The sequence below is a fragment of the Pedobacter sp. AC163 genome, from assembly GCF_979258665.1.
This window is the reverse complement of sequence record NZ_OZ409872.1, coordinates 864680-887779: the sequence shown is the minus strand read 5'-3', so window position 1 is coordinate 887779 and position 23100 is coordinate 864680. Positions and strand designations below refer to the sequence as shown.

Below are 23100 nucleotides of genomic sequence, written 5' to 3'. Positions count from 1 at the left end.
ATACCGGGTAGATTAAGACCAACAAGTTTGGAACTTAATTGAACCTAATATTTTTTCATTCAATAATAGTTAGTGAACAAATAAACATTCCTAAGCAGTTATTAGAATTATTAACTAACAATTTATATATATTAAAAAACGAGAAAACTATGAATTTAAAAAACACTTCTGCTACTAAAATCTCACCTGTAATAACAACAGCAGGTCAAGAGCTTGTTCCCTCTCGTTATGCATTAAAGATTGGTGAAATTGAAGTTTTGGTTATCAGCGATGGCGTACTACCACTTCCAACCCAAATGTTGGCACACAACGCCGATCCGGCTGATAGGGCGGAATGGCTCGACGACATGTTCTTACCCTTGGAGGCTTTCGATTGGGCACTAAATGTGGTTGTTGTTCGTAGCGGTGACCAGACTATACTCATAGACGCTGGACTTGGATTAGACCCAGACTTGCACCTGCCACGAGCCGGGCAGTTAATTAAACGACTTGAGGCTGCTGGTATCGATCTTCCCTCTGTAACTGATGTTATCCTGACCCATATGCACATGGACCACGTAGGTGGGTTGCTCGTTGACGGCGTGAAAGATCGGTTGCATCCGGATCTGCGGATTCATGTTGCAGCTAAAGAAGTAAAATTCTGGGAGTCGCCCGATTTCTCTCAAGTATTCATGCCACTAGGGTTCCCAGAAGCGCTTCGGGCTACGGCCAAGGAATTCAGTGAGGTGTATCAGAAGCAACTGCAACTCTTCGATGAAGAGTATGAAGTTGCACCGGGCGTAACTGTTTCCCGCACTGGTGGTCATACCCCGGGTCATAGCGTGGTTCATCTTAAATCTGGAGATGATCAGTTGACATTTGCAGGAGACCTCGTGTTTGCAGTTGGTTTCGAACATCCCGAGTGGTACAATGGCTTTGAGCACGATCCTAAAGAGGCTGTTCGTGTCCGCATCAACCTTTTGAAGGAAGTTGCCGCCACTGGCGGGCTACTTGTGGCTACGCATTTACCATTCCCATCAATAGGACATGTAGCGGTAGATGGAGAAGCCTTTCGCTGGGTGCCAATGTTCTGGGATTACTAACCGAAATACTGGTTAAGGGGGGGGCAAAAACGGAGGACACCCCCCCTTATTTAAAACTAGAGGCCTGTGGCTTGAACTGGACCAGCGAACTTCCACATCCTTCTCTGAGTATATCAAATCTGTAGAGATCAAGGATTTTATCACTCTGTCCCAATCATCGGGAATTTGGAACAGCATCCGCATCCAGATTCAAGCAGGTATTATAGCCCATATGAATATAAGCTTTGAGCGGTTTACCGACAAAATCATCTACTGCATTATGTTCTGCCCATGCGCTCTACCGCTGCGAGATTATGTTTTCTCGTATAGTCGTCCCGACTATAAAATTATCGGTTTTTTTGTGGATTTGAAGAGAAAATCGAAATATGCCTGTCATTCTACCTTATCTCAAAAAAATAAATTCAAAAATAATTAATTTTCGAAAAGCAATTTCTAATGACAAGCTACATTAGCTGAGGGTTTAACAAAATCAGAATATTTAAAAGTTAAGACGCTTTTTCAAGACCGCCTTAACTTTTACCTGTGTTTTCAACTCTAAGGGTGGGAATAAACTTCGAAGTGAGATTTCCGTTGCCTTATAATTAAGTTCATTTATTCAGATATTATTTCCGATAGGAATGTTACCTCTGAAGCATCTCCTTTAACCTTGCCCTTAACAAATTCTATAAATTTAATGGTATAGTCACAATATAAGTGTGTAATGCGATCCTGATCAGTGTTAAATACTTCGTAGAAAACCAAATTTTTCGGTTCATCTTTTTGTACGTTGATTACAAACATCTCGCAACCTACTTCCTTTCTGGTTTCTTTAGCTAAAATATCTGCTTCTTCCATTAAGACTTTTTCATATCCCGGTAAGGCATAAAGCCTGGCAAGGACAGTAACCCTTTCTTTTTGTAAATTCATAATGTTTATAAAAGAAGTGATTAATTCAAATTGTATCCCGCTCCCAATCCACCATCGACATTTATAATTGCACCTGTTATAAATGTACTTTTGGCAACGGTATATACCATATCAACAACATCTTGCACTTCTCCAACCCGGCGTAACAAAAGTAAACCTGCGCTCTGGTCTTCATTGCCGCCATGCATTGGTGTACGGATTATACCGGGAGATATGGTATTAACCCGCACGTTATCTTTCCCGAATTCTGCTGCAAGGTGTATGGTCAATCCATCTATGGCCGCTTTACTCGCCAGCTGGGCAGTGTGTGGCATGCCACTGATACCAATATTTATTAGCGGAGAACCGATATTTATAACTACGCCATCATACTGTTTAACCATTTGCTTAATAGCTGCCTGGCTGGTAAAGTAGGTGCCTTTGAAGTTGGTATTCATGAAACGATCCAAATAGGCCTCGTCCACTTCCAAAAAAGCTCTGGTTTCAAACAGGCCGGCGTTGTTTACTAATATGTCCACAGATCCAAATTTTTCCATAGCAACATCAACCATCTTTTGACCGGTTTCCTTTTGTCCGATGTCGCCCACAACCATTTCAATGTTTTCGCCTCCGCCAAGTTCTAGGTAAACCTTTTCCAGCTTTTCTTTGGTGGTGGAATTTATAACAACATTATAACCGTTTGCTAAAAAATAGCTTGCTATTCCTTTTCCAATTCCCGAAGACGCCCCGGTAACCAGTATTGTTTTCTTTTGCATTTTTATTGTATTAGTAATTTTCTATTCGGGATCACCCCGTGTTTTTTACAAAGATTACTCTAAATTTCCCAGAATTGGTGGTCCTCAAGCATGGATTGGAAGGGTCCAGATTCAACAATTTATCTTGTATAGAATCTTTGTCCCGGAAAGGATAAACGTGCAGTTGGGTCGTGTTGGATTACTTTACTTCAGCTTATTGCGATGACCCCATTACTCAATGATAGAAATAAAATCATGCTAAGGGCTGGACCTGATTTGAATAATCACAGCTTTGGGTAAAATGTTGAAGAGGTTAATTGATCAAAACTATTTTAACTCTCCGCACTAAGCTGGTTAAAAAGCGCTGTATTTAGAGAGTTTTAATGGTTACGACGAAATAAAGCCGTTTTATAAATACGGTTTACAGTTATAACTAGCTTATAGTAAGGTGTTTGTGTTGTTGGTGTCAAATTTGGTTTAAAGGGCTCGAAGGCAATGTTCTAAGTTGCCGTAACTTAAAGTCAACCATATGAAATCACTCAGTCTGACAATCACCAATCCTGAACCTATATTAAAGAATCTTGAGAAGCTTTTTGCCCGTGAACTGAAACCGGAATATTTCTACCTGGCTAAGCCTGCTCAGGAGGATTATGAAAATCCTCTAAATCTAACAACTCATAAAAATGTGCTTGGAATGAGCGAATATCTCCTTCCTGAAGTCATTCATTTAATGGGTATAAGAAGTATGAGCGTACTTATGAGCTATGATATGGAGCCAATAAATCAGTTAAGCCGGGATTTGCTATCAAAACTGGACTTGAACGGTGAAGAAATCTTAAAAAATGAAATGCTTGTTGCCGAATTCAGAAAGCTTTTTAGTCAGACAAGAACGATAGCATTCGATGACTGGTCAGGATTTATTGCTGCATCTGCACTGTGGCCCTTACTGCTCGAAAAAGTAATTGAACCTAGTCAAAATGAAAATCTTGATTTCATTTTTTACCTTGGTGACCCTGCTAAGAAATCAACTTTTCAAGTTGATGAAGTTTTAGCTCTAATGGCAAATTTCTCAAAAAGCGGCTCCGTCACCTTGGCGGTTGATCAGGCCGAAGCATTGAGCCTTTGGCGTTTACTCAACGCGGTTGATGAGCGTATTCCACTCGGAGACCAAACCATTCATGAGCTGAAACGAAAATACTTTTCACTTTATAAATCTATGAGCATCACCCGCCTGTTGGTTTACTCCACCAACGATGCGATGCTTTTTTCTTCCGATGACCAATTTGTACTTACACGAAAAATTGCGGATACCTCAACTGAGCTTGGCATCAGTGCAAGACAGAATTTTGTTTCGGGGTTAAGTACCGGGATCTTGATGGGAAATGAAATCGCCCAGAGCATTGCCATTGGCCTTGTGGTTTTTGGAGCAAGCGGGCCATACAATAGTTTTCCTGGCCTTAGTGCTGTGCAAGAGTATATCGCTGACTGGATAGCCGATCTCGAAAAGCCGGATGCTATTTTTCTTTATCAATAAAACAATCAATTTCACTTTAAACCATAAAAACATGTCAAACTTAAAAGGAAAAACCGCCCTTGTAACGGGTGCAAGCCGGGGTATCGGTAAATCTACTGCTATAAGGTTAGCAAAGGACGGAGCAAGAGTAGCAGTTCATTACGGAAAGAACAAAGATCTTGCGCTGCAGACTGTAGCGCACATCGAGGCCCAGGGCGGATCAGCTTTTGCCATTCATGCCGATCTCTCCTTGCCTCATGCTGCTGAAACACTTTTCAAAGCTTTTGATCAGCATTCAGATCGTCTCGATATTCTGGTGAACAATGCCGGGGAGGTAGTTTATGGCACCATTAAAGAGATCGTAGAAGAAGATTTCGACAGGCTGTTCTCGGTTAATGTCAAGGCACCTCTTTTTATCATTCAGCATGCCCTTACCAGAATAGAGGATGGAGGACGCATTATTAATCTTTCTTCTGCTGCGGCTTATATGGCAAGCCCCATGGCCACCATGTATTCTGCAACCAAAGGAGCAATCAGCACCCTTACCAGGACGCTTGCATGGGATCTTGGAGACCGTAAAATTACAGTCAATGCCGTTGCGCCTGGATTCACTGATACAGAAATGAGCAGCTGGTTTGCAAATCCCGGTGCCAGAGAGTGGGCAGCATCACAATCTGCACTTGGCAGGGTGGGGCAACCGGAAGATATCAGCAATATCATCGCTTTTTTAGCTTCAGACGATGGCTTCTGGGTAAACGGACAAACAATTGATGCAACTGGGGGTGGTCTTTTGGGAGTGGCCAAGACCAGTTAATAAATGATAACAAATAACGAAAATGGAACAACAAAAAATTTCGCACGAGCGTGCAATCGAAAATCTAATGGTTTCCTACGCCTATGCCAATGATGATGCAGATATCAAACTTCTAGGTAGTCTATATAAAGACGCGGTCTTTCACATAGATGAGGTTTCCGCAAAAGGGAGCGGGGAAATTGAAGCCATTGCAGGAAGCATGAGTCAAATAATGGAAAACGGCAGATCGGCAACCACCCACGAGATCACGAACATTATTATTGAAATCGATACAAATGGCGAGTCGGCAACGGGCAGAGCTTATTTCACGCTATATAAGACGGTATCCGGAAATCCTAGGGAAGCAATTATGAGCGGACGCTACGCTGACAAATTTTTTTTCGACCAAGGCTGGCATTTCAAGGAAAGAAAAGCAAGCGTTTTATGGAAGCTATAAAATTAAATAATCCGTGTCATGTCTGAGAATTTTTTAACAATTGAAGGGTTCCTTAAATTGTTCATAGCAGAAACTCCTCCACCGAAATCTCTGGAGGAAACAAGGGAGCGCCAGGCCGCTTACGGTCTTGCATCTCCGTTGCCCAATAACTGGATAGCCCAAGAGATTCTCTTGGGAGAAATAGCTGCTCTTGAATTATCGGGGCCGGAATCTACAAATAAAGGGGCACTACTTTTTTTTCATGCCGGAGGTTATTCTGCCGGCACTGCCGCCGACCACGCAGGACTGGCGGCCCACCTTGGAAAAGCTGCCCAGGTAAAATCATATGCCGTGGATTACAGACTGGCTCCAGAACACCGCTTTCCTGCTGCTATTGAAGATGCATTTCAGGCCTATTTAAATCTGTTGGAACGACTAGGAAAACAAATTCCAATAGCCGTAGCAGGTGATTCAGCAGGAGGGGGGATAGCAATTGCGATCGCTCAGCTTTGTGCGCTGCGGGGAGTGAGGAAACCAGTTTGCGTTTATGATAAGTCCCTGGGCAAACATGCAGCTTGATAACAAGTCTTATCTTGTTCGGAAAAATGCGGATCCGATGCTCAGCAGCGAGGCACTTCAATCACTGAGAAATCTCTATCTTTCAAAGGAAAATTTCAATGACCCCAGAGCATCTCCGGTGCTAGGCAGCTTTGTCGACTTTCCACCAATGTTAATTGATGTCGGTGCAAATGAAGTTCTTTTGGGCGACGCATTGGAAATCGCAGAATTAACTTCCATGGCCGGAAACACTGTATCACTTAACATATGGAAAGATATGATCCATATTTTCCCATGGTTCTATCCTCATCTAAAGGAAGCAGAAAATTCCATTAAAATTGCTGGCTCATGGGTCAGAAATTATTTTAACCCTTAATGCATCTGATAAACAGTCGTGCCTTTCTCTAATTGATGTACCATGTAGGTAATCCGTTCAAAGCAGTTGAATAAACAATTTCAAAATCAGACACATTCTTTTTTATTTAACGACCATGATAGAAATAAAATTAGTGCATCATCCGGATGATCGGGCTTCATTTAATTTATATGCAAACCACCAGGTAGTAGCAGAAATGGACGTTAAAATACTTCCGGAGGTTATCAAGGTATATCATACCCTTGTTAACGCTGATCAACAGGGTAAGGGGTATGCCAAGCAACTTTTTACTCACTTGGTTGATTACGCCAGAGCCAATAATCTAAAAATAATTCCAATTTGCCAATATGTTCATGCCCAATTCTCTGCCCATCCCGAACTGTTCGCGGATATATGGCAGCACGATGAGTAGGGGGACGCATAGGACTAATGTCAGAAATCTGTAATCAATAATAATAAAAGATATTTTTATCTTTTATTATTATTTTATGTTTACTTTTGGATAACGAAACGCTTAATGAATATGAAACTTTACAATAATAAAGGATAAAAAGATATTAATATATTAATTAAAATTATGAATTATGGTCACTGAAGAACAAAAATCACTTATTAAAGCAACAGTTCCTTTTCTTAGAACGAACGGAGTCGAGCTTACAGATCATTTTTACAGAAGGATGTTCCTGCATAATCCGGAACTCAAGCATGTATTTAACATGGGCAACCAAAGTAACGGAAAGCAGCAGACTGCATTGGCAATGGCAGTGCTTGCTTACGCCGACCACATCGATAATCCGGGGGTATTGATGCCTGTGCTGGATGGAATCGGACAAAAGCATGTGAGTCTTGGTATACGTCCCGAACATTACAACATTGTAGGAAAACACCTGCTTGCCGCAATAGCCGAGGTAGTCGGGGAGGGGGCAACTGAAGAATTGCTTGAGGCTTGGGAGGTTGCCTATTTTGACCTGGCGGATTTGATGTCTGGTCACGAAGCATCATTGTATAAAAACCGCGTTGCTCAAAAAGGAGGTTGGAGCGGATGGCGACCATTTAGAGTGGATGGCAAAGTAGAGGAGTCCTCTGAAATCAGTTCATTTTATCTATATCCCGCAGATGGTGGGGAGGTCGCCGATTTCAGACCGGGGCAGTATATCAGTATTAAAGTTTTTTTGCCCAAACTTAACCTCTTTCAACCTCGTCAATATAGCATTTCTACCGCGCCAAATGGGCGTTACTATAGAATATCAGTTAAGAGAGAAATCGCTGCTGATATAAATCTCAATGGTATGATCAGCAACCATCTTCACGATCACGTCAAGGTCGGAGATATCCTGGATGTATCTTCTCCATCTGGAAACTTCGTTTTACAGGATACCGATAAGCCTGTGGTTTTTATCAGTGGTGGCATAGGCCAAACCCCATTGGTTGCAATGCTTGAGAGTATGGTGAATTCAGGCAATAATAAAGAAGCAACGTGGATTCATGGTAGCAGAGACACGAAGGTTCACGCTTTTAGAAAACAACTGGATGACTGGGCAGACATATACCCAAATCTTAGCAAACATATCTTTTACAATGATCTTGGTGAAAATATCGTTTCATCGCAGCACTATGCAGGCCGGGTGGAACTGAGTTATCTCGAAAAACTCAAGCCCGATGCAGAATATTACCTGTGTGGACCTAAGGCATTTATAGAAAAGCAATTTAGCGATTTACTGGAACGCGGTATAAACCGAAATTCCATCTTCTTTGAAGAATTTGGCCCACAGTCGCTCCATTTAAGTTAAACCATAAATAAAAAAATATGCAAACTCATCAAATTGATTCGATAGACGCCCTTACCGCAAAAGGGGAAAATTTAACATCCAGATTATATAGACAATACCTTCAATACGCCGACGGGCAATCCAAAAACCACTTACTGTGGTTTTCTATGGTACTTATGATTCATGGGGTGTTTTTTCTGGCCTCACCTGCAATATTAATTTTATCTTTTAATGCACCAATTGTTGTACTTGCGGTAACCGTATTGAACTTCTTTATTAACCTGATTGCAAACATGGGCGGAGCGGGCATCAGAACCACACTGACCCTGTTCTACCTGGGATTGCTTATCAATCTGGGAATGATATTTTTCTTCGTCTTTTAATAGAAGTAAAAATGCCCAGAGGGCTATTTTGCACTCTGGGCATTTGTTAATAGCCTACTGTGAACCGTTGCCTTAAAAACTTACCGTTTTCGGTTTCACTTAAAACTGCAACGGCAAGGTCTTCAACGGATATGGAATTCTTTCCGCCCGCATCAATAACAGGATTATCAAGGCCAGTCCTGAATATTCCGGTACGAACGCCTCCTGCTAGGTTGCCCGGTGGACTAAGCACTGTCCAGTCCAGATCCTTTTCGCAACGAATGATCTCCAGGTAATCTCTCGCTGCTGATGCGCCTGGCTTGATCTCAGCTGGAAATGCAACATCGTCTACAATCTGTTTCCCGTCAACAAATAAACTGCCTGCACCCCCGACCATAACTAACCGCTTGGTTCCGGAGGCTTTTACTGCTTGCTGAATAGAGGATGACCCCTTAATAAAAAGGTCGTATATATCGGGATTGCCCCAGCCCGGGTTGAAAGCACTGATTACCGCATCACTGCCTTTGATCGCTTCAGACAATGCCACCGTATCGTAGATGTCGATGTTTCTGGTTTCAAGCAATGGGCTTGCCTCAAGTTTTTCGGGATTTCTCGCAATAGCCAGCACCCGATGTCCCCTGGAAATTGCCTCAGAAACGATCTTGCTTCCAACAAAGCCGGTAGATCCGATTATTGTAATTTTCATATTCTTATAATGTATTAGATTTAAGGTTTGGAAAAGTGTTTTTTGTAAACCGCCTGGTCGAAACCAAAATAAAGAAATGCGCCATCTTCAATGGCAGGCCTCTTTATTTCTCTTGGTATATTCAACATCAACTTTATGGCATCTTCACTGGTTACAACTGAGCTTTTGACCGAATCTTCAAGTTCCTTCCATGCACTTCCCTTTTTGTTCAGAAAGGACTCAAAGCCAAGCTTCGCATCCCATTCTAGGAGTTTTTCACGGGTAATGCCTGCCTTTTTGTAATCGTGATAATCAAAAGCGATATTTTGTGCACGAAGCCATGCCATCGCCTTTTGGGTTTGCCTGCAGGTAGTAAGTCCGTAAACCTTCATTAAGTTAATGTTCAGGTGTAATAAATGGTTTTTTCTGATCCCCGATGAAGTAAACCAATAATGCCGCCGGCTTTGTGGTACTCAAGTTTTTCGTCGCAGCATGAAGCAAGTTTGGATCCTCATAAAAGGCCTCACCCTTTTTAAAGCGTTTAACTTTTCCATTGAAGGTAGACTCAATCTCCCCCTCCAGTACATAGGCTATTGCGGGAATCGGATGCCTGTGCGCACCTGATACCTCACCAGGTGCAAAGTTAAGCAACACCAGCCTTATCTCCTGATTGTTGACTTTTTTGTTATTAAGGAGTTTGGTAAGGACGACCGCCGGTGGCGTTTGGATGATGTCTTTTTTGGCGTTACTGTGCTGTGCATTAGCGCCCAAGGAGAATCCGGCCGTGGCCAGTAAGATCAATGCTGCTTTTTTCATTTTACATAATTATAGACACTGAAATTAATGCCTTTATCAAAATTACGGTTGAGAATTTATCAATTAGGGTCCAATAAATGCCTGTTTACTGGTCCAGTAGATCATGGTATGTCCAATTGAAGTTACCCGGATGAACCAATTGATTTTTTCCCAAAGATTTGTCCAATACTGAGAGTCCGATTGTTTGTGTATAGATATTAAACATATTCAAAATGAAAAAAAATATAAAAACGGGAAAACAAATCTTAAGTCCGTTAAATCTTAAAATGATATTCTGGGCCGGCTTAATATCCGGTACCCTTGATGCGATAGCAAGTTCGAGCATCTTTTATTTTCAGCTCGGTCTTCATCCCGGTCAGGTCATGCAGTTTGTCGCAAGCGCGATTTTTGGTCCAGAGGCTTTTAAAGGTGGACTTCCTATGGTTATTACCGGTACCTTTGCACACTACCTTATTTCCTTCGCTTTCGCAGGCTTCTATTTTCTGATATTTCCATATTTAAAAATTACCCGTTCAAACCCTATGGGCGCGGGAATACTTTACGGCGGGTTTATCTGGATGTTCATGAATTTAGGTGTCATGCCTTTAAGTGCAGTTCAGGCACCTCCATTCGAATTGATCGGTGCCCTGGTGAGTATAATTTGCCATATGATACTCGTTGGGCTGCCGATTTCCTTAATTGCAAAACGCCAGGATGAATCAGTTCACTCTTAAACAAGTAATCCGTGTGCTGTGAAACCTCTAATGGTTTACTTAAGTATCAGGCGTCAAATGGCCGGCCTGCAGGCTTTATATTTCGGGTATAACAGAGAGGCGGCGAAATATCGTTATATAAATCGCTATGGAAAAGGAGTTAATGTTTTGATTATCATGTTTTTATTTGTTTGGTTTAGTTATTGGAATACAGTATTAAGTTATAATAAACACGATATGAAAATTAAATATGTATTTACCCCTTCCAGATATTTATCAGCCGGAACAATCGTTCTGGGCATCCATCGAGCAGCGAACGCTGTGATGAAGATCATATATACCTATTATTTATAGCTACATGCCTAACCATAAATTCAGACTAACATATGAATAATTCAAAAAACTGTATTGATATAGAAAATATCAAAGCGCTCAAATTTGCCAAAGTACATATATGCGAAACTTGCGTTAAGACCAGGGATTCCTGGTTGCACTTGAGGACGTGCCAGAGCTGCGGGATTACGCTATGCTGTGACTCTTCTCCCAACCAGCATATGACCGCTCATTTCCATTCAACCGGACACCCTGCGGTCATATCTGCGGAGGCCGGCGAACGCTGGCTTTGGTGCTATGAACACGAAGTGTTTGTAGAGTATTAACTCCTGGCACTAGCAAAAAAAATCCCCGTAAATTTAGTTTACGGAGATTTTTTCGTTTATTGATTTACATCATGCTTTTTGAATAGGGGTTACAAACTCCGGATCCCATCCTGCCAGCTGTGCGCCAATTGCATAAGTACTGTCGAGGAATTCCAGTAACATCTTTTCCGGATCATCTGATTGCTGAACATCGGCATATGGAAGTATAAACTCGCCCAGCTCTTTATGATAGTAGGCCTGTTGTGGCTCAAGGGCTCCTGTTTTATAGCCATCCGGTTCGGGGTAGAGATAGCAATAGAATGCCGCCTGCGGAAATCCTTCATTACCTGACCAGAATCCTGCGTCCCTGACCTCGTGCGAGTAGGCGTCCTGTAAAACCCAGTCCGGCATGCCAACCATTTTGCCCGGGTGTTTTGGTGCCCTTTTTCCTGAGAAAAAAGCAAGTGAGAGGTCAAATCCTCCCCAGAAGAAATGGATTGGGCTGCTTTTTCCCTTAAAACGGCTCCTGTGTATCAAAAAGACATCCTGAATTCTTAGAAGGGCAGTATGGAACGAAACAGCGTGGTTACCCTCATACCCGGCATGAAGCTCATCTATTTCAAATGGAACGGGATCTGCGATCTCCGAGGGAAGCGTCATGATATCGAGCTGGATGCCTAATTGTTCGAGCTGATCAAATATGGTTCGGTAGAATGTTGCTACCGAAACTCCCTCCAGGGAAAATTCCCGATAACCGCCATCGCTAGTTACGATCTTGAGCAAGTGGTTTATTAAATCAAATGATATCTCAAAGTCTTTATCCCGGTAAGGCATCGTCTGGGTTGTCAGCCCCAAAGTCGTGATATGTAGGGTAATGCTCCAGGAGTGGTTTGTCCATGGCAATGTTGCTAGCTTGATCTTTCCCACCACCTGAGTAAAAAGCTGAAGGGTATCATAAGTTTCCTTCCCTGTCTCATAGGAAAGTATTGGCCAGTTCTTTTTCATTTTTTTTATCTATTATGTATTTACTTAATTATATGTTCTCGGACAGCGCCTTTAACGCTTGAGAAAGTTGTCCATCTGGCGATTCAAACTCTTTCAGAATGCTAAAATGGTCTGCATCTGCTATGATTAAGGCTAGACCAAGATTTCCAGCCTTTCTCCAGCTGTTGAGGTAATCATCAGACTGCTTTCTGAATGCGGTTGTTTCTCTTGCTCCCCATGATACTGTAATGGGAATATCGCTAGGACCAATGATCCTCGCCGGACTCGAAGAAAGAATCTGTTCATCGGTGATTCTTACGGCGGGCTGTATGAATGTTTGCGCTACGGGCTGGAGGTCGTACAATCCGCTTATGGCTAGAATTCCTTTAATCGTATCATTCGCAAGGCCGTAGTCCGCCCAGCGTGTAGAGGTTGACATGGCAGCCAGATGCGCCCCCGCTGAATGCCCGGATACGAAAATTCGTTTAGGATCGCCATTCAATGTCGCTATATTTTTTGCCGTCCAGGCGATAGAGGCACGAACCTGTCTGATAATCTCCGGTATTGCGACATGCGGAGCAAGCGCATAGGTAATAATCACTACAGTGAATCCCAGCTCTAGCGGTCCTTTCGCTATAAAGTCGAAATCGTCGCCTATGCCCATTCTCCAGTATCCTCCATGCACAAAAAGCATCACCGGTGAATCGGCCCGCTCTGAAGGATAAACCGTTAAGCGCTCCATTAAAGTTGGTCCATAGTCATAACTTCTTCGGTTAGCATATGCTGATCTGACAAGTGCACTCGCATCCTGGTAGTATTGGATATAGTCAGGGAAGTTCGGGACAGCGCTTTCAACATTATACTCTGAATCCAATTCTTCCTGGGTACTGAATTCACCATAAAGTTTTTCTTCCCGCTTATCCTTTGGGATTTTGTATTCTTTTTCCATGATTAAATAATTTTTATATGGTATCCCTTAAAGAGATTTACCTATAGAATAACAATCATGCCGACTGGGTTATCCGTCTGATAATAAGATTATTATAATGTTTATTAGCATAGTGCATGCTGGCGAAATAAAGCGTAGTCTGGGCTTATCCGCGAAATACCAAGTCTGCAGTAATGGGGCGAAACGAAAGCGGGAATCTATTCTTTAGATTCCCGCCTGAATTGTAGTATGCTTCCGCTTAAGTAAGTGTAGGCTAATTGTTCGTTGTCTTAAGCCGGGAAATAATGGCCCCGGTTTATGCCCAGTTTTTTCATTTTGGAATGCAGCGTGGAAGGGGGGATGCCAAGAATTTCAGCTGCTCCGCTACCACCGGAGATTTTGCCCTGACATGACTTAAGTATCTCGATAATATATTCCCTTTCCATTTCCTCCAATGTTTTACTCATGAATTCAAATTGGGACTTTTCCGCATCATCCTTAATTTTCGGCAGGTGTACTTCTTGCAGGGTACTGTCAGTGGACAGAAGAATGCTCCTTTCAATAAGGTGCTCCAATTCTCTTATGTTGCCCGGCCAGGAATATTTTTTAAGCTCCAAGAGTGCTTTGGGTGAAATGGAGTTGACTCCGATGCCGTTTTTTTTGCTGTATCTGGCAATGAAAAATCTGGTCAAGGGTTCTATATCCTCTATTCTTTCTCGCAGCGGAGGCAACGGAATGGGGAAAACATTGAGACGATAGAACAGATCGGATCGGAATCTGCCGGCATTTACTTCGGCGGCCAGGTTACGATTGGTAGCCGCAATGATTCTCACATCTGCCTTGATTGTCGTTTTTCCACCAACACGTTCAAACTCTTTTTCCTGAAGTACCCTGAGCAGTTTAACCTGAAGCTCAAGTGGCAGTTCTCCAACCTCGTCCAGAAATAGAGTGCCTTCGTGTGCAAGTTCAAATTTACCAATTCTTTTGTCATATGCTCCGGTAAAGGCGCCCTTCTCGTGGCCGAATAATTCGCTTTCGATCAGATTCGGAGGCAAAGCTGCGCAATTGATCTTAACCATAATTTTCTTATGCCGGGAGGATGCATTGTGTACCGCTCTTGCAATCAGCTCTTTGCCTGTACCGGTTTCACCCAGGATAAGCACGGTTGTGCTCGATTCTGTTACAGCGGACATCATATGGTAGACATTCTGCATTGCTTTGCCTTCGCCTACAATATCAGAAAAGTTGTATAGTCCTTTAATCTGCTCATGCAAATGGGTATTCTCGATTTCGAGTTTTTGCTGGTAGCGCCAGATCTTTTCATTTGCAAGAATATTGGATATAGAAATAGAAATCTGAGCGCATATTCCTCTAAGGAGAGAAAGATTTATTTCGTCTGTTAATAGCCATAACGTTCCAATGTTCCTGTTTCCAACACGAAGGGCAGCCCCAAAGGCAGTTTTTAAACCGACTTTTTTCCAGAATTTTATATACTCGGCGCTATTTCCCGCTTTTTCCTCCGCATCTATATTAAATATAACAGGCTCACGGCTACTGAGAACTTTTGCAGTGAGCACTTCCTCAATCGGAATTTTTTTCGATGCCAGGGTTTTGAATTCAGTTGCTTCATCGTTGAACATATTGGTATCGAACATGTAGGGACTTAAGGTTCTTCCGTCTTCATCAATGATCCTGATCATCGATAAGCGAATGCCCAAAACCTCTTTTAATACCTTTGATATTGCTGTTTCGAGTTCCTCCTTTTTTCGCACTGCTGCAATATCCCGGCTAAAATCCAGTAAGAATGATTTCTCCTTGTCTTTTCTGAGTATATTTTCACTCGCTTCAATATTTCGCACAATACCCGATAGCGGACTTGCAATGCGTTCAATGATCTCAACAATGTCTGCATTAAATGTTCCTGCCTGATCGGAAAAGAGTATGAGGGAAAATTTCTTTTTATCTCCATTTGGCAACATTTTAATCAACAATTCCCTCGAGCCTACAGCGTAATTTAGCCTGAACCATAATGGAGTTTTCCTCAGATCCTGAGCCTTCATATCAAAAACAACTGAATGATAGGAGTGGGAGGCGACATCATATATTCCGTCTTCAATTGCGTTTGGCTCCGAAATGGGAGTGATATATTTAGATTTTTCTTCCGGGCGGGATTCCTGATCAAACGCAAATGCACTATATGAACTACCCGTTTCATCACTTGCGACAATTAGGCTATGGCTAAAATCAAAAAGTCTCCTAAGTCCATTATTTAGTACTTTTACAACCTCCTTTTTATTTCTAGCTGTAGCAAGATGGTTACTTAGCGCCAGTAATACCTGATTTGTTGTCTCTCTTTTGCTGATTTCAGCATTGGTAATTATATTTTGGACCGCAGAGGACAGTAGCGGCGAAAGTCCTTTCATGATCCGCTTGAATTCTTCGCCAAAATTGCCGGTTTCGGTAGCATAGATATTAATAAAACCAATGACCGTACCCTGAGTGTTCAATGGGGTAAACATGACTTCTCTGATACCACCCTCATAATTGATTTTTAAGAAAGGCGGAACATCTTTATTATGCAGAATATCCTCAAGAACGTAACTAACCGGTTCTTGTAACTCGAGCACTTTACCGATTATGGGCTCATTGAGTTTAAAATGGGTTAGCGCCAGACGATCATAAGCCTCATGATTTAATATCGATGGGATTTTGATATCCAACAAAAATGGAGTGTAATATTCCCGCTTTTGATCAATAAGGGTTATACTCGAATGGGCAAAGTGGAAGAGCTTTTTTATCCTCGAAGAAAAAAACATCAGCAGATCATCCTTATCGCGAACCTTAGTTAGATCGCTGCTCAAACCAAGCAGAATGTCTCTCTCGCGTTCAATTCTGGTAATCATATCAATTGCCAGTAATTGATCGGTTAATCCCGGGACGCCGGCCTGTTCAGTGCCTGATGTTTCCGCTTGGTTGAGTGGTTTCCCTTTTTCGCTTTTTTGTCTGTCTTCCATGTGTGAGAATAATGATATGGCTTATAATTCTGATCAGGGCCCAACTAAGATACAATTTTCATAATTGCTGCGAACAATTGCTTATAAAATAGGGCACTTGGGTTGATTGGTGGTTAGTTAAGTCCTTCTTGGGTTTTCTATAAATATTAGCTTAAGCGGTCAGTGCGGCATCTGCTTTGAGGTTGTTGTGGTAGGTAGACGAACAGAAATAAAGCCTTTTACTCACTTCGGTCATAATCTCTACCGCTCTCTGAATCTCTTTTTGATTCAATGAGGCAAAGCCAAATCGAAGGCAATTCGCAAATGCTCCGGGAACAGATGAAAATCTTGTTCCCTGAAGAAATAAACCCTTAACAGCTGATTCTGCTATAAACTGCTCTAAAGGAAATCCCGGCCGGAATATAAGCCAAACAGCCATGCCGCCGGTGGGTTTTGAAAAACGCACAACATTGCCGAAACTTGTCTCTAAAAGCTTGCACAACAGTTCGCAACGTTCAGAATATACTTTTTTGGCTTTTATAATGTGCCTGTTGTAATCCCCGCTACTAATCATCCTGCCCAACATCGATTCCATCTGAACATCACCATGCTGGTCAATGAGTCCCTGAAAGTGCGCAGCCATCTGAATAATTTCCGGGCAGGCAATAAGGTAACCCAAGCGAATCGAACTGGAAATGATCCGGTCGAAGCAGCCAATGTAAATCAACCTTCCACCGTGGTCCGCGCTTGCCATTGGGAGGATGGGTCTGTTAGAGAAATCAAAATCATAGCCCATGTCATTTTCTATCACCCAGAAACCATAAAGGTTCATCAACCTGATGAGTCCCATCCGACGTTCGGGACTCATCACAATGGTGGTAGGGTATTGGTTGTGCGGTGCCAGATATAAAACCTTTATTTTTTTTGTTTTCAGGATCTCTTCCAATTCTGCGATATCTATTCCTTGTTGATCCATCTTCAGCTTCAGCAGCGAGGCGCCGGAATGCTCCAGAATTTCATTAATTCCCGGTTCATTGATTTCTGCAACGGCTGCAATATCACCTGGCTTGATGAGTAGTTTTATAGCGATATATAAGGGCATCTGTCCGCCCCGGGTAATGATAAGTTCATTCTCGGAAATATTTAAACCCCGGGAATCGTTGAGCATGTTGCTCAAGGCCGCTTTAAGCACCTTTAATCCCCCTTCCGGCTTCGCGGGTAACAGATGCTTCATAGCGGTAATACTGGTCTGGTCACTGTAGATCCGGTTCATCTCCTTGTATGGAGACAGTTTGCTATCCGGGTAACCATCATCCACAAGTATATCCGAATACTTTAAACGCTGTTCACCGATGAAGTTTTGAGGTTTGCCCCGCCCTAGGGTTTCGGTTTCTCTCTTTGCAAGAAAGTAGGATGTTTTTGGTTGAAAGCTGCGTGGCTTTGTGATCGGCAGATCAAGGGTCACCCGGTAGCCTTTTCGGCTGACTGCTTCTACCCAGTTCTCTAATAGCATCTCCTCATACACCTTGATAATGGTTTTCCTGTTAACATGAAGTATATCCGCCATTTGCCTTGTGCCCGGCAAGTATATTCCTGGTTTCAAAAATCCCTGCTGTACCAAATCGATTAACTTATCGGTGATTTGCCTGAAGACCGGAAAAGCACTTTCCTTATCTGTGGAAATTAAATTTTGAAATGGCAACATTTCTCCTCCTCTTTAAAATATATTTAATTAGTTTTAGGTAACAGGAAGAATCACGCTTCGCGCACCGTTTTCAATCCTGATAAATCCCATTCTACCCTCGTTAAAATCATTCAGGGCTTTGCTTAATTCCTCGGTCGAGCTCATCGTAAGACTTCCATGGGCAAAAATTTCCTCGTTCAAAGGCTGTCCACTCAAAACGATGAACTGACTGTCGGCAACTGCTGTAAAAGCCAAACGCTCCTGCTGATCTGATTGACCCAGAGATATCACGGAGGATTTTTCGAGGTGTGCCGTTTCTGATCCGGCCTTAAGTTCAAGCCCCCCGTTCACAACATATATCGTTGCATTCCAGTCTGCCCGCAGATCATGCTCGAAACTTTTTCCCGCAGAGAGAAAAATGTGTAAAAAGGTAAATTCTTCTGGTGCATGAACCGGATTTGAAACGTTTCCGCAAGTCCCTGAGACAACCCTCACGCGAAGGCCATCGGATTTTATTTCGGGAATAACTGCATTTGATATATGGGTGCTGCTGGGCGGGAGTTGTTTTTTAGAAGCCTTGATATTAACAAACAGCTGTAGACCATGGACCTCGCCTCCCTCAGGTACCGGGAATTCAGTATGTACGACACCTTTTCCCGCCCAGGTCCATAAAAGATCCCCCGGTGCAATCACAATATCAGTACCAATGGAATCCAGATTATGATAAGGCACAGAATCTTCGAAAAGATAGCTGATTGCAGACATGCCTGCATGAGGATGCGCCCCGAAAACATCTTTTGTAAGTTTGAAATGATCAAATCCGATAATCGGATCCATCAATCCGCCCAATAACTGAGCTCTCACTTTTTCTGCCGAAAAAGCGATATTGCCTGCTGAGGTTGCCTGAACAATGTCTGATATTTTAAGTTTTTTCATATTATAAGTTTTAATTTTCTTCAATCTGATGAAATGAATTATCCAGGCTCCATCGTCCTGATCCGGAAAGTATAATGGATAGGGAGATACCAATCACAAGCAAATGATATTCGTAGCCTTCTCCTTTCAACCCCCCTGTCCAATTCATAAAAAAACCTACTGGCCAATGGGCTACTGCGATCATGCCAATAAACATGACCAGGATTCCGGCGGCGAAAACTCTGGTATATAGTCCGCCCAGTATGCTTAGTGAACCAAAGAACTGCAGGAATATGACAAGGAAGGCAATAATGTAAGGGATGCCCTGAGCGGTCAGGTAGTCCATAGAAGCGTTAAAACCGCCCCCGCCAAATAGCCCCAATAATAACTGTGCTCCATGCGGCCATAGCACAATGGCAAGGGTGATTCTCAACACCAAAGGGGAGATGCTCCGGTCGGTCTGGGCAATTTGTCTGATTATTTTTTTCATGATGTACTAATTTTGTGCCTATAAAATGTTGACTTGTATAATTAATGCTGATATAGCCGAAAGAACCAGCCCCGTAAGAAAAATCACGTAACAGGTGCGGAGCAATAAATATTTTTTTCCCAGTACGATGCCTTGCTGATATTCGTTTTTAATTGTATTGCCGATCAAAATTTGCTGGTCCTCGAATCTCCTGAGCAAAGATGCTTCGTACTCGGTAAAGGAAATTCTCTGAAACTTACCGGAATACACCAGGTTTGGTCTTTCCGCATCCAGGGAGTCCTCTATATCTATGAATGGCGCCCCTAGCGTAAATTGAAGAGAATGCATTGCCGGAACCAGCGTAGCTATTGCACTCAATGATAACAGCATTATTGGTATGGTGGTCATACCGTTTGCTTTTAGGATCAGTGTGCATGTTGAAAAAAGTACTACCAAAGCGTTCACAAGAACCAGGATGTTGGCATTGCGGTCCGCATTTTCACCCATCCGCAGCCTTAAACCAAGATTCTCACTAAAAAAATCTGCAATGGCTGTTTTTCTCTTCTTACTTGCTCTTTTTTTTAAATTTCCTTTATGCGTCATGTGTTCTATAATTATGGAGTCTATTTCTCAAATACCAGTAATTCTGCTTTTGCGCCTAATTTTTCAAGGATCTGATTTACAGCTGCGATCATCGGGTCCGGACCACACACATAAAAATGCCTTCCAAAATCATCGATTTCTGCGTTCAGAAAATTCTCATCAATTCTTCTGGTATCATAGGCACTATCAGCCTGCCTGGTAACGGTAAAGTGCGCCGAATTGCCAAGGATCTCCTTGAGTTCATCCACCAGAATAATGTCTTGGTCTGTTTTATTAGTGTAAAACAATTTGCTTTCCCGTGCTTTTCCTTCTCTTTGAAGCTGTCGTAGGATGGCCAGAAAAGGCGTTATACCTGCTCCGCCGGCAATAAAATAACCAGGGCCTTTATATTCAATGCATCCCCATGGCTTCCTCAAGATTATTTCGTCCCCGGGGTTTAGTAGACTCAACTGTCCGGTTACACCACCACGTTCAGGATATAGTTTAATCGTAAATTCCAGATAGGGAGCATCAGTCAGACAGGTGAAAGTAAAAGGGTTCTTTTTATCCAGCCAGCCCTCCTTATTAACCGAAATCTCCGTTGCCTGTCCGGGCCGGAAAATAAAACCCTCCGGACGTTCAACCCTAAATCTGCGCACATCATGTGTTACATTGTGTGTGGAAAGTATTTTTACAGTATGTTTCATTCTATTTGTGTTTGTCTTTGAGCTTCAAGTCGAAAGCAATCAGATACAAAGCGTTTGGTTTAATACCAGCGCCATTGGAAATACCGTGCCTTTCTGTTAAATTGTTGTTATACAGATTGTTATGTTTTTATTATGATGGCGATATTTAGCGTGAAATAAATGAGCTCGCGATATTCAACGAGTTTGTTGAATGATTTGATCAAGAAAATCTTTGCGGTCAGCGTTTCTGAAGCTAAAATCGACAATATCCATTGTGTCTTCGGAGGCGTATGGTTCAATATCGGGCAATTCGAGAAATTCAACTCGCAAAACGATCTAACTCTTATACTTTACGTCAGCCGATATATCGCCTAGGTTATATCTTTCTACCAAATATCATCTCCTTAGAATTGTGGTGAAATATGTAAAAGTCTGATTAATAGGTATTTATTTAATTGGTATTGGTTTTGGCTATAGATATTGAACTTAAACTCAATATCATGGATATGAAAATTAGAAAAAACACAAATCAAAATCTTTCGACGCTTTTCACAGGGAAGATGAAAGTTATCACCACGTTAGCTATGCTGTGGATTGCGCTTCTCATTATGGCTACAAGTGCACTCGCGCAAACAGCTGTAACCAAAGCCTCACCAGAGCAGATGGTCGATGCGTTGCATTCGGCATTTGGCAAGCATCCAAATGCAAGGGCTGTTCATGCCAAGGGCATTATTTTAAAAGGTACTTTTTCGCCTGATCCGGAAGCGAAAAAAATTTCAAAGGCATTACATTTCCGTAGTCCTGCCACTGAGGTTACATTTCGCTTTTCAGATTTTACCGGAATACCAGATATCCCCGATACACTTGGTGCAGCCAATCCCAGGGGCTTAGCCATTAAATTTCATCTTTCCGATGGTAGCAGTACAGATATCGTGTCTCACAGCTTTGATGGCTTTCCGGTCGCCACAACAGATGAATTCAGAGAATTTCTCTTAGCCATATCCAAAAGCGGTCCCGAGGTTGCACATCCTTCGCCAATTGAAGACTTTCTCGCCGCTCATCCCGTTGCAAAAAGCTTTGTTAGCAATCAAAAAAGGCCAAGCACGAGTTATTCAACCTTAAACTACTATGGCGTGAACACATTCCGCTTCACCAATGACTCCGGTGTCACACACCTTATACGATATCAGTTTATACCCATGCAGGGTGAAAAGTTCTTAACGTCCGCACAGTTGAAAACTGCAGACGGGGACTACCTTTCGAAGGAAATTATCGATAAACTCAAACGAGGGCCGGTTAAATATAAAATGTATGCGCAGCTGAGTGAAGATGGCGATAAAACACAGGACCCTTCAATAGCCTGGCCCAAAACCAGAAAGAAAATTCTGCTTGGTATCCTGACGATAAACAAGATGTCGGACAATACACTCCAGGAGGATAGAGGTCTCTTGTTCAATCCTGGAAACCTGCCCCCGGGCATTGACATTGCCGATCAAATGCTGCTTGATAGAATGAAATCCTATCCTATATCAGTTGCAGAGCGAAATCCCCAAAAACAGGTAAATTAGTTTTAAGCATCCAGAAAAATGCACCTATAAAGACTTGGACAAAAAAAATATTTTTTTGTCCAATCCTTAAATCCCGATTGTCATTGGGGTATAAAACAAAATTTTAAAAAAATGGAAACAAGAATTAATCTATTCGCAAAAGGACAAAATGCAATTAAACACCTTTTTGAAATTGGTGGGCATCTGAAAAAATCACCTCTTGACCACAATCTTCTGGAACTGGTTTTCTTCAGGGTATCTCAGATTAATGGTTGCGCATATTGTCTTGACATGCACTCAAAAGAGCTTCGTGCGGCGGGAGAGGACGAACAACGCTTATATGGTTTAAGTGCATGGAAAGAAACCCCGTACTATTCGGAACGCGAACGTGCTGCACTTGCTTATGCTGAAGGTGTTACTTCCTGTCATATCAGTGATGAGCTTTATAGCCTTGCAAAAGGTGTGTTTTCGGAAGAAGAACTCATTGATCTGACCCTTGCCATTACCACAATCAATACCTGGAACAGGTTGAACATCGCTTTTCCCAATACACCGGGAACTTATAAAGTTGGAATGTTTGGATAATTAAATACTTTTAAACCATGGATGAATTCTTATTAATTTTCCGAAGGGCCTTTATGAGCCCACAGGATCAGCCTTCTCCTGACATGCTTCAGGAATCAATCAAGAAATGGCAAGACTGGTTTGGCGGCATCGCCGCCCAGGATAAGCTTGTACGCCCTTTACAGCGGTGGGACCTGGAAGGACGCCTGGTAAGCAAGGATAAGGAGGTAACCAATGGGCCCTTCGCCGAAATTAAGGAATCCATCGGTGGTATGATCCTTATTCGTGCAAAAGATTACCAGGAAGCGGAAGATATCGCTAAAGGTTGTCCGATTCTCGAACTCGGAGGCAATGTCGAAATCCGCAAAGCCGTCGGATAATAAATAAA

Annotated in this window: 28 protein-coding genes; 15 read left to right on the top strand and 13 right to left on the bottom strand. The window is 42.4% G+C overall.

The features are described from left to right. Positions 1–38: 38 nt before the first annotated feature. Positions 39–1082 carry an MBL fold metallo-hydrolase gene (locus ACZZZK_RS03710; RefSeq protein WP_463482933.1) on the top strand — a complete coding sequence of 348 codons (1044 nt, stop codon included), beginning with the start codon at positions 39–41 and terminating at the stop codon, positions 1080–1082. 591 nt (positions 1083–1673) lie between these two features. On the opposite strand, the gene ACZZZK_RS03705 is transcribed toward ACZZZK_RS03710, so the two are convergent. Continuing rightward, positions 1674–1988 (bottom strand): putative quinol monooxygenase, encoded by a 315-nt coding sequence (locus ACZZZK_RS03705; RefSeq protein ID WP_463482932.1) that lies wholly within the window; start codon positions 1986–1988, stop codon positions 1674–1676. 20 nt (positions 1989–2008) lie between these two features. Further along, complete coding sequence (locus tag ACZZZK_RS03700; RefSeq protein WP_463482931.1) at positions 2009–2743, bottom strand: SDR family NAD(P)-dependent oxidoreductase; 735 nt, start codon at positions 2741–2743, stop codon at positions 2009–2011. 508 nt (positions 2744–3251) lie between these two features. On the opposite strand from ACZZZK_RS03700, the gene ACZZZK_RS03695 reads away from it, so the two are divergent. From ACZZZK_RS03695 to ACZZZK_RS03660, 8 genes are all read left to right on the top strand, one after another. Next, positions 3252–4256, top strand: a complete 1005-nt coding sequence (locus ACZZZK_RS03695; protein ID WP_463482930.1) for a hypothetical protein — start codon at positions 3252–3254, stop codon at positions 4254–4256. Positions 4257–4287: 31 nt separating this feature from the next. Beyond that, positions 4288–5049 (top strand): glucose 1-dehydrogenase, encoded by a 762-nt coding sequence (locus ACZZZK_RS03690; protein WP_463482929.1) that lies wholly within the window; start codon positions 4288–4290, stop codon positions 5047–5049. Between the two features lie 22 nt (positions 5050–5071). Then, positions 5072–5485 (top strand): nuclear transport factor 2 family protein, encoded by a 414-nt coding sequence (locus tag ACZZZK_RS03685; RefSeq protein WP_463482928.1) that lies wholly within the window; start codon positions 5072–5074, stop codon positions 5483–5485. Positions 5486–5503: 18 nt separating this feature from the next. Next, positions 5504–6043, top strand: a complete 540-nt coding sequence (locus ACZZZK_RS03680) for an alpha/beta hydrolase fold domain-containing protein (RefSeq protein WP_463482927.1) — start codon at positions 5504–5506, stop codon at positions 6041–6043. After that, positions 6033–6398: an alpha/beta hydrolase fold domain-containing protein gene (locus ACZZZK_RS03675; protein WP_463482926.1), complete on the top strand. Its 366-nt coding sequence runs from the start codon at positions 6033–6035 to the stop codon at positions 6396–6398. Before ACZZZK_RS03680 ends, ACZZZK_RS03675 begins: the two co-directional genes overlap by 11 nt. Positions 6399–6513: 115 nt before the next feature. Beyond that, on the top strand, positions 6514–6810 hold the full coding sequence (locus ACZZZK_RS03670) for a GNAT family N-acetyltransferase (protein WP_463482925.1): 297 nt from the start codon (positions 6514–6516) through the stop codon (positions 6808–6810). A gap of 172 nt (positions 6811–6982) precedes the next feature. Next, positions 6983–8188, top strand: a complete 1206-nt coding sequence (gene hmpA, locus ACZZZK_RS03665) for an NO-inducible flavohemoprotein (protein ID WP_463482924.1) — start codon at positions 6983–6985, stop codon at positions 8186–8188. Between the two features lie 17 nt (positions 8189–8205). Next, positions 8206–8550: a hypothetical protein gene (locus ACZZZK_RS03660; RefSeq protein ID WP_463482923.1), complete on the top strand. Its 345-nt coding sequence runs from the start codon at positions 8206–8208 to the stop codon at positions 8548–8550. Positions 8551–8596: 46 nt separating this feature from the next. Here ACZZZK_RS03660 and ACZZZK_RS03655 read toward each other — a convergent pair whose 3' ends face one another. The 3 genes from ACZZZK_RS03655 to ACZZZK_RS03645 are packed head-to-tail and all read right to left on the bottom strand — an operon-like array spanning position 8597 to position 10030. Then, positions 8597–9235, bottom strand: a complete 639-nt coding sequence (locus tag ACZZZK_RS03655) for an NAD(P)-dependent oxidoreductase (protein WP_463482922.1) — start codon at positions 9233–9235, stop codon at positions 8597–8599. A gap of 20 nt (positions 9236–9255) precedes the next feature. Beyond that, entirely contained in the window at positions 9256–9606 is a 351-nt protein-coding gene (locus ACZZZK_RS03650) for a Spx/MgsR family RNA polymerase-binding regulatory protein (protein ID WP_463482921.1), read from the bottom strand. A 4-nt stretch (positions 9607–9610) separates the two neighbouring features. After that, a complete protein-coding gene (locus ACZZZK_RS03645; protein ID WP_463482920.1) occupies positions 9611–10030 on the bottom strand; it encodes a cupin domain-containing protein in 420 nt (139 codons plus the stop codon). Between the two features lie 212 nt (positions 10031–10242). On the opposite strand from ACZZZK_RS03645, the gene ACZZZK_RS03640 reads away from it, so the two are divergent. Genes ACZZZK_RS03640 through ACZZZK_RS03630 form a run of 3 tightly spaced genes read left to right on the top strand, consistent with a single transcriptional unit; the run spans position 10243 to position 11381 of the window. Continuing rightward, the gene (locus ACZZZK_RS03640; protein WP_463482919.1) at positions 10243–10743 is read left to right on the top strand and encodes a hypothetical protein; all 501 of its coding nucleotides are present in this window, start codon (positions 10243–10245) and stop codon (positions 10741–10743) included. Between the two features lie 18 nt (positions 10744–10761). Next, on the top strand, positions 10762–11076 hold the full coding sequence (locus tag ACZZZK_RS03635; RefSeq protein ID WP_463482918.1) for a hypothetical protein: 315 nt from the start codon (positions 10762–10764) through the stop codon (positions 11074–11076). 32 nt (positions 11077–11108) lie between these two features. Beyond that, entirely contained in the window at positions 11109–11381 is a 273-nt protein-coding gene (locus tag ACZZZK_RS03630; RefSeq protein WP_463482917.1) for a UBP-type zinc finger domain-containing protein, read from the top strand. A 69-nt stretch (positions 11382–11450) separates the two neighbouring features. Here ACZZZK_RS03630 and ACZZZK_RS03625 read toward each other — a convergent pair whose 3' ends face one another. The 8 genes from ACZZZK_RS03625 to ACZZZK_RS03590 all read right to left on the bottom strand — a co-directional run bounded on the left by ACZZZK_RS03625 (position 11451) and on the right by ACZZZK_RS03590 (position 20622). Further along, the gene (locus ACZZZK_RS03625) at positions 11451–12365 is read right to left on the bottom strand and encodes a DUF5996 family protein (protein ID WP_463482916.1); all 915 of its coding nucleotides are present in this window, start codon (positions 12363–12365) and stop codon (positions 11451–11453) included. A gap of 28 nt (positions 12366–12393) precedes the next feature. Then, a complete protein-coding gene (locus ACZZZK_RS03620) occupies positions 12394–13218 on the bottom strand; it encodes an alpha/beta hydrolase (protein ID WP_463482915.1) in 825 nt (274 codons plus the stop codon). Between the two features lie 344 nt (positions 13219–13562). Continuing rightward, positions 13563–16286 carry a sigma-54-dependent Fis family transcriptional regulator gene (locus tag ACZZZK_RS03615; RefSeq protein ID WP_463482914.1) on the bottom strand — a complete coding sequence of 908 codons (2724 nt, stop codon included), beginning with the start codon at positions 16284–16286 and terminating at the stop codon, positions 13563–13565. 151 nt (positions 16287–16437) lie between these two features. Then, positions 16438–17970 carry an aminotransferase-like domain-containing protein gene (locus tag ACZZZK_RS03610; protein WP_463482913.1) on the bottom strand — a complete coding sequence of 511 codons (1533 nt, stop codon included), beginning with the start codon at positions 17968–17970 and terminating at the stop codon, positions 16438–16440. Positions 17971–18003: 33 nt separating this feature from the next. Then, entirely contained in the window at positions 18004–18885 is an 882-nt protein-coding gene (locus tag ACZZZK_RS03605; protein WP_463482912.1) for a pirin family protein, read from the bottom strand. Between the two features lie 10 nt (positions 18886–18895). Beyond that, positions 18896–19354 carry a DoxX family protein gene (locus ACZZZK_RS03600; protein WP_463482911.1) on the bottom strand — a complete coding sequence of 153 codons (459 nt, stop codon included), beginning with the start codon at positions 19352–19354 and terminating at the stop codon, positions 18896–18898. A gap of 18 nt (positions 19355–19372) precedes the next feature. Further along, entirely contained in the window at positions 19373–19936 is a 564-nt protein-coding gene (locus ACZZZK_RS03595) for a Pycsar system effector family protein (protein ID WP_463482910.1), read from the bottom strand. Between the two features lie 20 nt (positions 19937–19956). Further along, positions 19957–20622, bottom strand: coding sequence for an FAD-binding oxidoreductase (locus ACZZZK_RS03590; RefSeq protein ID WP_463482909.1), 666 nt, complete (start codon positions 20620–20622; stop codon positions 19957–19959). Between the two features lie 479 nt (positions 20623–21101). Here ACZZZK_RS03590 and ACZZZK_RS03585 point away from each other — a divergent pair, with 479 nt between their 5' ends. From ACZZZK_RS03585 to ACZZZK_RS03575, 3 genes are all read left to right on the top strand, one after another. Then, a complete protein-coding gene (locus ACZZZK_RS03585; RefSeq protein WP_463482908.1) occupies positions 21102–22169 on the top strand; it encodes a catalase family peroxidase in 1068 nt (355 codons plus the stop codon). A gap of 111 nt (positions 22170–22280) precedes the next feature. Then, a complete protein-coding gene (locus ACZZZK_RS03580) occupies positions 22281–22733 on the top strand; it encodes a carboxymuconolactone decarboxylase family protein (protein ID WP_463482907.1) in 453 nt (150 codons plus the stop codon). Between the two features lie 17 nt (positions 22734–22750). Continuing rightward, a complete protein-coding gene (locus tag ACZZZK_RS03575) occupies positions 22751–23092 on the top strand; it encodes a YciI family protein (protein ID WP_463482906.1) in 342 nt (113 codons plus the stop codon). Positions 23093–23100 lie beyond the last annotated feature (8 nt).

Excerpts from the sequence above, each read along its gene's own strand:
- ACZZZK_RS03655 (WP_463482922.1), bottom strand. The coding sequence starts at position 9,235 with ATGAAAATTACAATAATCGGATCTACCGGCTTTGTTGGAAGCAAGATC.
- ACZZZK_RS03670 (WP_463482925.1), top strand. The coding sequence starts at position 6,514 with ATGATAGAAATAAAATTAGTGCATCATCCGGATGATCGGGCTTCATTT.
- ACZZZK_RS03700 (WP_463482931.1), bottom strand. The coding sequence starts at position 2,743 with ATGCAAAAGAAAACAATACTGGTTACCGGGGCGTCTTCGGGAATTGGA.
- ACZZZK_RS03590 (WP_463482909.1), bottom strand. The coding sequence starts at position 20,622 with ATGAAACATACTGTAAAAATACTTTCCACACACAATGTAACACATGAT.
- ACZZZK_RS03685 (WP_463482928.1), top strand. The coding sequence starts at position 5,072 with ATGGAACAACAAAAAATTTCGCACGAGCGTGCAATCGAAAATCTAATG.
- ACZZZK_RS03575 (WP_463482906.1), top strand. The coding sequence starts at position 22,751 with ATGGATGAATTCTTATTAATTTTCCGAAGGGCCTTTATGAGCCCACAG.
- ACZZZK_RS03645 (WP_463482920.1), bottom strand. The coding sequence starts at position 10,030 with ATGAAAAAAGCAGCATTGATCTTACTGGCCACGGCCGGATTCTCCTTG.
- ACZZZK_RS03600 (WP_463482911.1), bottom strand. The coding sequence starts at position 19,354 with ATGAAAAAAATAATCAGACAAATTGCCCAGACCGACCGGAGCATCTCC.
- ACZZZK_RS03690 (WP_463482929.1), top strand. The coding sequence starts at position 4,288 with ATGTCAAACTTAAAAGGAAAAACCGCCCTTGTAACGGGTGCAAGCCGG.
- ACZZZK_RS03595 (WP_463482910.1), bottom strand. The coding sequence starts at position 19,936 with ATGACGCATAAAGGAAATTTAAAAAAAAGAGCAAGTAAGAAGAGAAAA.
- ACZZZK_RS03705 (WP_463482932.1), bottom strand. The coding sequence starts at position 1,988 with ATGAATTTACAAAAAGAAAGGGTTACTGTCCTTGCCAGGCTTTATGCC.
- ACZZZK_RS03585 (WP_463482908.1), top strand. The coding sequence starts at position 21,102 with ATGGATATGAAAATTAGAAAAAACACAAATCAAAATCTTTCGACGCTT.
- ACZZZK_RS03580 (WP_463482907.1), top strand. The coding sequence starts at position 22,281 with ATGGAAACAAGAATTAATCTATTCGCAAAAGGACAAAATGCAATTAAA.
- ACZZZK_RS03615 (WP_463482914.1), bottom strand. The coding sequence starts at position 16,286 with ATGGAAGACAGACAAAAAAGCGAAAAAGGGAAACCACTCAACCAAGCG.
- ACZZZK_RS03640 (WP_463482919.1), top strand. The coding sequence starts at position 10,243 with ATGAAAAAAAATATAAAAACGGGAAAACAAATCTTAAGTCCGTTAAAT.
- ACZZZK_RS03660 (WP_463482923.1), top strand. The coding sequence starts at position 8,206 with ATGCAAACTCATCAAATTGATTCGATAGACGCCCTTACCGCAAAAGGG.
- ACZZZK_RS03675 (WP_463482926.1), top strand. The coding sequence starts at position 6,033 with ATGCAGCTTGATAACAAGTCTTATCTTGTTCGGAAAAATGCGGATCCG.
- ACZZZK_RS03680 (WP_463482927.1), top strand. The coding sequence starts at position 5,504 with ATGTCTGAGAATTTTTTAACAATTGAAGGGTTCCTTAAATTGTTCATA.
- ACZZZK_RS03625 (WP_463482916.1), bottom strand. The coding sequence starts at position 12,365 with ATGAAAAAGAACTGGCCAATACTTTCCTATGAGACAGGGAAGGAAACT.
- ACZZZK_RS03650 (WP_463482921.1), bottom strand. The coding sequence starts at position 9,606 with ATGAAGGTTTACGGACTTACTACCTGCAGGCAAACCCAAAAGGCGATG.
- ACZZZK_RS03630 (WP_463482917.1), top strand. The coding sequence starts at position 11,109 with ATGAATAATTCAAAAAACTGTATTGATATAGAAAATATCAAAGCGCTC.
- hmpA (WP_463482924.1), top strand. The coding sequence starts at position 6,983 with ATGGTCACTGAAGAACAAAAATCACTTATTAAAGCAACAGTTCCTTTT.
- ACZZZK_RS03695 (WP_463482930.1), top strand. The coding sequence starts at position 3,252 with ATGAAATCACTCAGTCTGACAATCACCAATCCTGAACCTATATTAAAG.
- ACZZZK_RS03610 (WP_463482913.1), bottom strand. The coding sequence starts at position 17,970 with ATGTTGCCATTTCAAAATTTAATTTCCACAGATAAGGAAAGTGCTTTT.
- ACZZZK_RS03605 (WP_463482912.1), bottom strand. The coding sequence starts at position 18,885 with ATGAAAAAACTTAAAATATCAGACATTGTTCAGGCAACCTCAGCAGGC.